Origin of the sequence: Tabrizicola sp. (assembly GCF_036781545.1) — a bacterium.
GTDB lineage: Bacteria > Pseudomonadota > Alphaproteobacteria > Rhodobacterales > Rhodobacteraceae > Tabrizicola.
Window position 1 is genome coordinate 1 of record NZ_DAIQAT010000180.1, and the last position, 5030, is coordinate 5030.

Sequence of the window (5030 nt, forward strand, 5' to 3'; positions counted from 1 at the left end):
GTGGAGCGCGTCCGACAGGCGGTCTTCTACAGCGCGGGTTTCCTCGCGCCAATGGGTTTCGTCTTCGACCCAGTTTTTCCGCTGACTGACATAGGTCCAGGTGCGGATATGGGCCAGTCTGCGCGATAAAGCGTCGATGTCGCCCTCGGTCCGGTCGATCCGCTTGATCGCCTGCGCCAGCCAGTCGCTCGGGATGCGCCCGCCGCCGAGGCCCCGGCCCACCAGGAACTCGAAGATCCGGGTCAGGAGCGTGGTATGCTCCGGCCCGGTGGACGAGCGGAAGTCGGGAATGCGGCACACGTCCCACAGAAGCTGCACCCGCTTCGGCTCGGTCAGCCGGTCCTGCACCTCGGGCAGGGCAGCCAGTGCCTTCAGCGCCAAGAGATCGTCCGCTTCCCGGGCGCGGGTCAGCCAGTCGTTGTAGGTCGGCTCCTCCAGGCTGCGGATCAGGCGGTCCGCCGAGCCGAAGTCCAGCGCCTCGTTGCGCCAGTGCAGCTTGCGGACCGGGGCGAAGCGGTGGGTCTCGATGGCTTCGACAAGCTCCTCGTCGAAGGGCCGCGCCTCGCCCGTCACCCCGAAGGTGCCGTCCTCGGTATGCCGCCCGGCCCGGCCCGCGATCTGCGCCAGCTCCTGCGGATACAGCGCCCGCATCCGCCGCCCGTCGAACTTTGCCGTGGCGGAAAAGGCCACATGCTTGATGTCGAGGTTCAGCCCCATGCCGATGGCGTCGGTCGCCACCAGATAGTCCACGTCGCCGTTCTGGTAGAGCGCCACCTGCGCATTCCGAGTACGGGGGGACAGCGCCCCCATCACCACCGCGCAGCCGCCCTTCTGCCGCCGGATCAGCTCGGCAATCGCATAGACGCTCTCGACCGAGAAGCCCACGATGGCGCTGCGCGGGGGCATCCGGCTGATCTTCTTCGACCCCGAATAGGTCAGCGTCGACATCCGCTCGCGCTTGAGGAAGCTGACATGCGGCACCAGGGCCGCAATCGCCCCGCGCATGGTGTCCGAGCCCAGGAACAGCGTCTCGTTCAGCCCCCGCGCGCGCAAGAGCCGGTCGGTGAAGACATGCCCCCGGTCGGCATCGGCGCAAAGCTGGATCTCGTCCACCGCGACGAAATCCGCGCCGATCTCCAGGGGCATCGCCTCGGTGGTGCAGACCCAGTATTGCGTGCGGTCCGGGACGATCCGCTCCTCGCCGGTGACCAGGGCCACGACCGAAGGGCCGACACGGGCGACGATCCGGTCATAGACCTCGCGCGCAAGCAGGCGCAGCGGCAGGCCGATGACGCCGGTGCGGTGCGCCAGCATCCGGTCGATGGCGTGATGGGTCTTGCCGGTGTTCGTCGGCCCAAGGACCGCCGTCACCCTCCGGGTGGCGTCCATGGGTTAAAGCTCCTGACCCTCGGCCTCTAGCTCCAGCCGCTCGACCGCTTCCACCGCGCCCTGCAGATGGGGATGGATCGCCAGCGCGGCCTTGTAGACCTCCAGCGCCCTCTCCGGCTTGCCACTTTGCTCCAGAATCATCGCCAGCCCCGACAGCGCCCCGAAATGCCGAGGGTTCAACGTCAGCACATGGCCGAGGTCGGAGAGCGAAGGCCCGAAGGCTCCCGCCATGTAATAGGCCGTGGCCCGGGCGTTCCAGGCTTCGGCGAAATCCGGGTCGTGGTCGATGACCGCGGTGAAATGCTCGATGGCCGCCGGATAGTCACCCATGTCCATCGCGTCCTTGCCGCGCTGCAACAGAAGATCTTCGGCGGGAGAGCCCGATTTCGACCATTCGATCCAGATTTCCCGCTCGATCCGGCTGGCCTCGCCCTCATCGGCTGTCTTCAGCCGGTCGAAGAGGCCGTCCAGCTTGGCCGTATCCTCGGCCCAGGCGGCCGCACAAGTCAGGAAAAGCGACAGAAATGCCGCAACGATACGATTGAGAATGGCGGCTTGACGACCCATAACGTGAAAGTAACCGATCCGCGCCGGATTGCCAGTGGCGCAGGGGTCACGAACGGGAGACTTGTGATGAGCGAAATGATCGATGCGGCCGTCAAGGCGCTGTCCGCGAAGCTGTCGGGCGGATTCGATGGTGTGGCGAAGTTCGTGATCAACGGCGAAGGGGTGATCATGCTGGACGCGCAGGGCGTGCGCGCCGGGGATGAGGATGCCGACGTGACCCTCACCGCCAATGCCGACGTGTTCCGCGCGATCCTCGACGGCGACATGAACCCGACCATGGCCTTCATGACCGGCAAGCTGGCGGTCGATGGCAGCATGGGGCTGGCGATGAAGCTGGGCTCGGTGCTGGGGTGAAGCTGGAGGCGGTCCTTCCGGCCCCGTTTCATGCGGAGCTTGCCGATGCGCCGCCGGGCGCGACCTGCGTCTGGCTGCAGGCCGGGGCGGCGCGCATCCGCGTGGCCTGGTGGAAGGCGGGGGACAAGGGGACCGTGCTCCTGCTGCCGGGCCGGACGGAATGCGTCGAGAAATACGGCCGTGCGGCGGGCGATCTGATCGCGCGCGGCTTTTCCGTCATCACGCTGGACTGGCGCGGGCAAGGGCTGGCCGACCGCGCGCTGCCGGACCGGGCGACCGGCCATGTCGGCGACTTCTCCGAATACCAGCAGGACCTTGACGCGATGCTGGCCGAGGCCACGCGGGCAGGCCTGCCGCAGCCCTGGTATGTGCTTTCGCATTCGATGGGCGGCTGCATCGCGCTCCGCGCCCTGATGCGCGGGCTTCCGGTCAAGGCCGCCGTCTTCTCTGCCCCGATGTGGGGGATCGCCATGGCCGCCTGGCTGCGCCCGGTGGCGGCGGTGGTCTCGGCGCTGGCCGCGCCCTTCGGGCTGGCGCGGCACTACGCGCCCTCGACCACCTCGGCCACCTATCTGCTGCAGGCCCCGTTCGAGGGCAATGTCCTGACCACCGACCGCGAGATGTGGGCCTACATGCGCCGCCAGGTCGCCGAAGTGCCCGAGCTTCAGCTGGGCGGCCCGTCGCTGGCCTGGTTGAAGGCGGCGCTGCACGAATGCGCGGCGCTGTCGAAGCTGCCCGCGCCGAAAATCCCGGCGATCTGCGCGCTTGGGACGGCGGAGAAGGTGGTGGACGTGCCGCCTGTGCATCTGCGCATGGCGGGCTGGGCCAATGGCCAGCTGGACCTTTATCCCGGCGCCGAGCACGAGATCATGATGGAAGGCCCGGCGGTGCGGGCCCGCTTCTTCGACCGCGCGGCGGCTCTGTTCGAGGCGAACCGCTGAGTGTGGCGCGGCGGCGGGTGTCAACCCACCGCCTTGAACGCCTACTGCCGCGCGAGGCAGGACAGGCAGGGTTCTGCCGGATCACGGGCGAATTCCATGACCCGCCCCTCCGGCCCGATCAGGAACAGATGCCCCTGGTCCAGCTCGGCCCGCTGCATCGCCTTCAGCGCCTCGAAATACAGGGTCTCGGCGGTCAGGTCCGGGCAGGCCATCCGTGTCGCGCCGATCATCCCGATGCTCACCGCAGGCAGGTCAGCCGCATTCTTCCCGAACCAGCTGTTGCAAGGCGCCTTGCCGCCGACCTTCTCGCCCTCGAAGCGGATCGAGGCCGACCAGCCCACTTTCTGCCCCTCCATCCCCACGAGACGCCAGTCGACGCCTTCGATATCCGCCCCGGACATCGCGGGGCTCACGCAGGCTGCAAGCGAAAGGGCGGCGCAGAGCAAGAGGGGAAGACGCATCGGACAGGCTCCTTCATCGGGTCGGATGTTCCTTTGACGCGTCAGAAAGCCTCGGGCTTGGCCTCGCGCGCCATGTGATCGAGGACGGCGTTGACGAATTTTGGCTCTTTCCCGTCGGGAAAGAAAGCCTTGGCCACGTCGACATATTCGGTGATCGTCACCTTGGGGGGCGTGGTCATGTCCACCAGCTCTGCCCCCGCCGCCCGGAACAGGGCGCGCAGCACCGGGTCGATCCGGTCGATGGGCCAGGCCGCGACCAGCGCGCGGTCGGTCAGCTGGTCGATCTTCGCCTGCCAGTTCACCGCCGACCCGACCACCGCGCGGAAGTGGTCCACGTCGCCCTCGGCGAACTCGCCCTCGTCATAGGTCGCGCCGAAACGGTGCGTCTCGAACTCCCGCGTCACCGCCTCGACCGTCTGGCCCGAGATCTCCATCTGGAAGAGCGCCTGCACCGCGTAAAGCCGCGAGGCCGATCTCATCTGGCGTTTTTCGTCACGTCTGGCCGTCATGCCCGGAAACCGATCCCCTTGGTCTTCGCGGCCCACTTGCGCGAGAGCGCCACCAGATGCAAGGCCGCCGCTGCGGCACCCCCGCCCTTGTTCTGGCCGCCCGGGTCCGCCCGCACCTCGGCCTGCGCCCGGTTTTCCACCGTCAGGATGCCGTTGCCGATGCAGGCCCCCTGCAAGCCCAGCAGGCTGATCGCGCGCGAGGAATCGTTGCAGACCGTGTCGTAATGCGTCGTCTCGCCCCGGATCACGCAGCCGAGCGCGACATAGCCGTCATAGTCCGCCAGCCGCTCGGCCATGGCGATGGCGGTCGGCACCTCCAGCGCGCCCGGGACCTCGATCACCTCGACCGTCGCCCCGCAGGCTTCGCCCACCGCCCGCGCCCCGGCGACGAGGTTGTCGGCAATGTCCTTGTAATAGGGCGCCACCACGACCAGAAGCTTCACCGGCTTGTCAAAGACCGGCAGCGGCAGGGTGTAATGCGTCTCGGCCGTTGCCATGACCTACTCCTTGATCGGATGGGTGCCCGCGATGGTCAGGTCATAGCCCTCGACCCCCACCAGCTTGGGCGCCACCGAATTCGTGACCAGCGTGATCGCCTTCAGCCCCAGCGCCGACAGGATCTGCGCGCCGATGCCATACTGGCGCAGCGTCTGCGGCGAATGCTCGCCGTCTTCCACCATCTTCATCGTCGTGTCGCGCAGCAGAATCACCGCGCCCCGCCCCTCGGCCGCGATGATCCGCATCGCCGCCGGCAGGTCGCTGCCCTCGCCCAGGCCCAGCACATCCTCCAGCGCGTTCAGCGCATGGAC

At 67.9% G+C, this 5030-nt stretch carries 8 protein-coding genes; 2 read left to right on the top strand and 6 right to left on the bottom strand.

The window, feature by feature from the left end; all coding sequences use genetic code 11:
• The coding region (locus V7Q39_RS18225) for a helicase-related protein (RefSeq protein ID WP_333818031.1) at positions 1-1389 on the bottom strand (1389 nt) is incomplete at its 3' end.
• 3 nt (positions 1390-1392) lie between these two features.
• Positions 1393-1956 (bottom strand): tetratricopeptide repeat protein, encoded by a 564-nt coding sequence (locus V7Q39_RS18230; RefSeq protein WP_333818032.1) that lies wholly within the window; start codon positions 1954-1956, stop codon positions 1393-1395.
• 66 nt (positions 1957-2022) lie between these two features.
• Between V7Q39_RS18230 and V7Q39_RS18235 the strand changes: the two genes are divergently transcribed.
• Positions 2023-2310, top strand: coding sequence for an SCP2 sterol-binding domain-containing protein (locus tag V7Q39_RS18235; RefSeq protein WP_333818033.1), 288 nt, complete (start codon positions 2023-2025; stop codon positions 2308-2310).
• A complete protein-coding gene (locus V7Q39_RS18240; RefSeq protein ID WP_333818034.1) occupies positions 2307-3251 on the top strand; it encodes an alpha/beta hydrolase in 945 nt (314 codons plus the stop codon). The genes V7Q39_RS18235 and V7Q39_RS18240 overlap by 4 nt, the downstream gene beginning before the upstream one ends.
• Positions 3252-3292: 41 nt before the next feature.
• Here the strand turns inward: V7Q39_RS18240 and V7Q39_RS18245 are convergent, their stop codons facing one another.
• The 4 genes from V7Q39_RS18245 to V7Q39_RS18260 form a co-directional block, all read right to left on the bottom strand.
• Positions 3293-3712: an META domain-containing protein gene (locus V7Q39_RS18245; RefSeq protein WP_333818035.1), complete on the bottom strand. Its 420-nt coding sequence runs from the start codon at positions 3710-3712 to the stop codon at positions 3293-3295.
• Positions 3713-3753: 41 nt separating this feature from the next.
• On the bottom strand, positions 3754-4221 hold the full coding sequence (nusB, locus tag V7Q39_RS18250; protein ID WP_333818036.1) for a transcription antitermination factor NusB: 468 nt from the start codon (positions 4219-4221) through the stop codon (positions 3754-3756).
• Positions 4218-4718, bottom strand: coding sequence for a 6,7-dimethyl-8-ribityllumazine synthase (locus tag V7Q39_RS18255; RefSeq protein ID WP_333818037.1), 501 nt, complete (start codon positions 4716-4718; stop codon positions 4218-4220). Before V7Q39_RS18255 ends, nusB begins: the two co-directional genes overlap by 4 nt.
• Before the next feature lie 3 nt (positions 4719-4721).
• Positions 4722-5030, bottom strand: a 309-nt coding sequence (locus tag V7Q39_RS18260; RefSeq protein ID WP_443082544.1) for a GTP cyclohydrolase II, incomplete at its 5' end; no start/stop codon positions are given.

Excerpts from the sequence above, each read along its gene's own strand:
- V7Q39_RS18230 (WP_333818032.1), bottom strand. The coding sequence starts at position 1,956 with ATGGGTCGTCAAGCCGCCATTCTCAATCGTATCGTTGCGGCATTTCTG.
- V7Q39_RS18235 (WP_333818033.1), top strand. The coding sequence starts at position 2,023 with ATGAGCGAAATGATCGATGCGGCCGTCAAGGCGCTGTCCGCGAAGCTG.
- V7Q39_RS18245 (WP_333818035.1), bottom strand. The coding sequence starts at position 3,712 with ATGCGTCTTCCCCTCTTGCTCTGCGCCGCCCTTTCGCTTGCAGCCTGC.
- nusB (WP_333818036.1), bottom strand. The coding sequence starts at position 4,221 with ATGACGGCCAGACGTGACGAAAAACGCCAGATGAGATCGGCCTCGCGG.
- V7Q39_RS18255 (WP_333818037.1), bottom strand. The coding sequence starts at position 4,718 with ATGGCAACGGCCGAGACGCATTACACCCTGCCGCTGCCGGTCTTTGAC.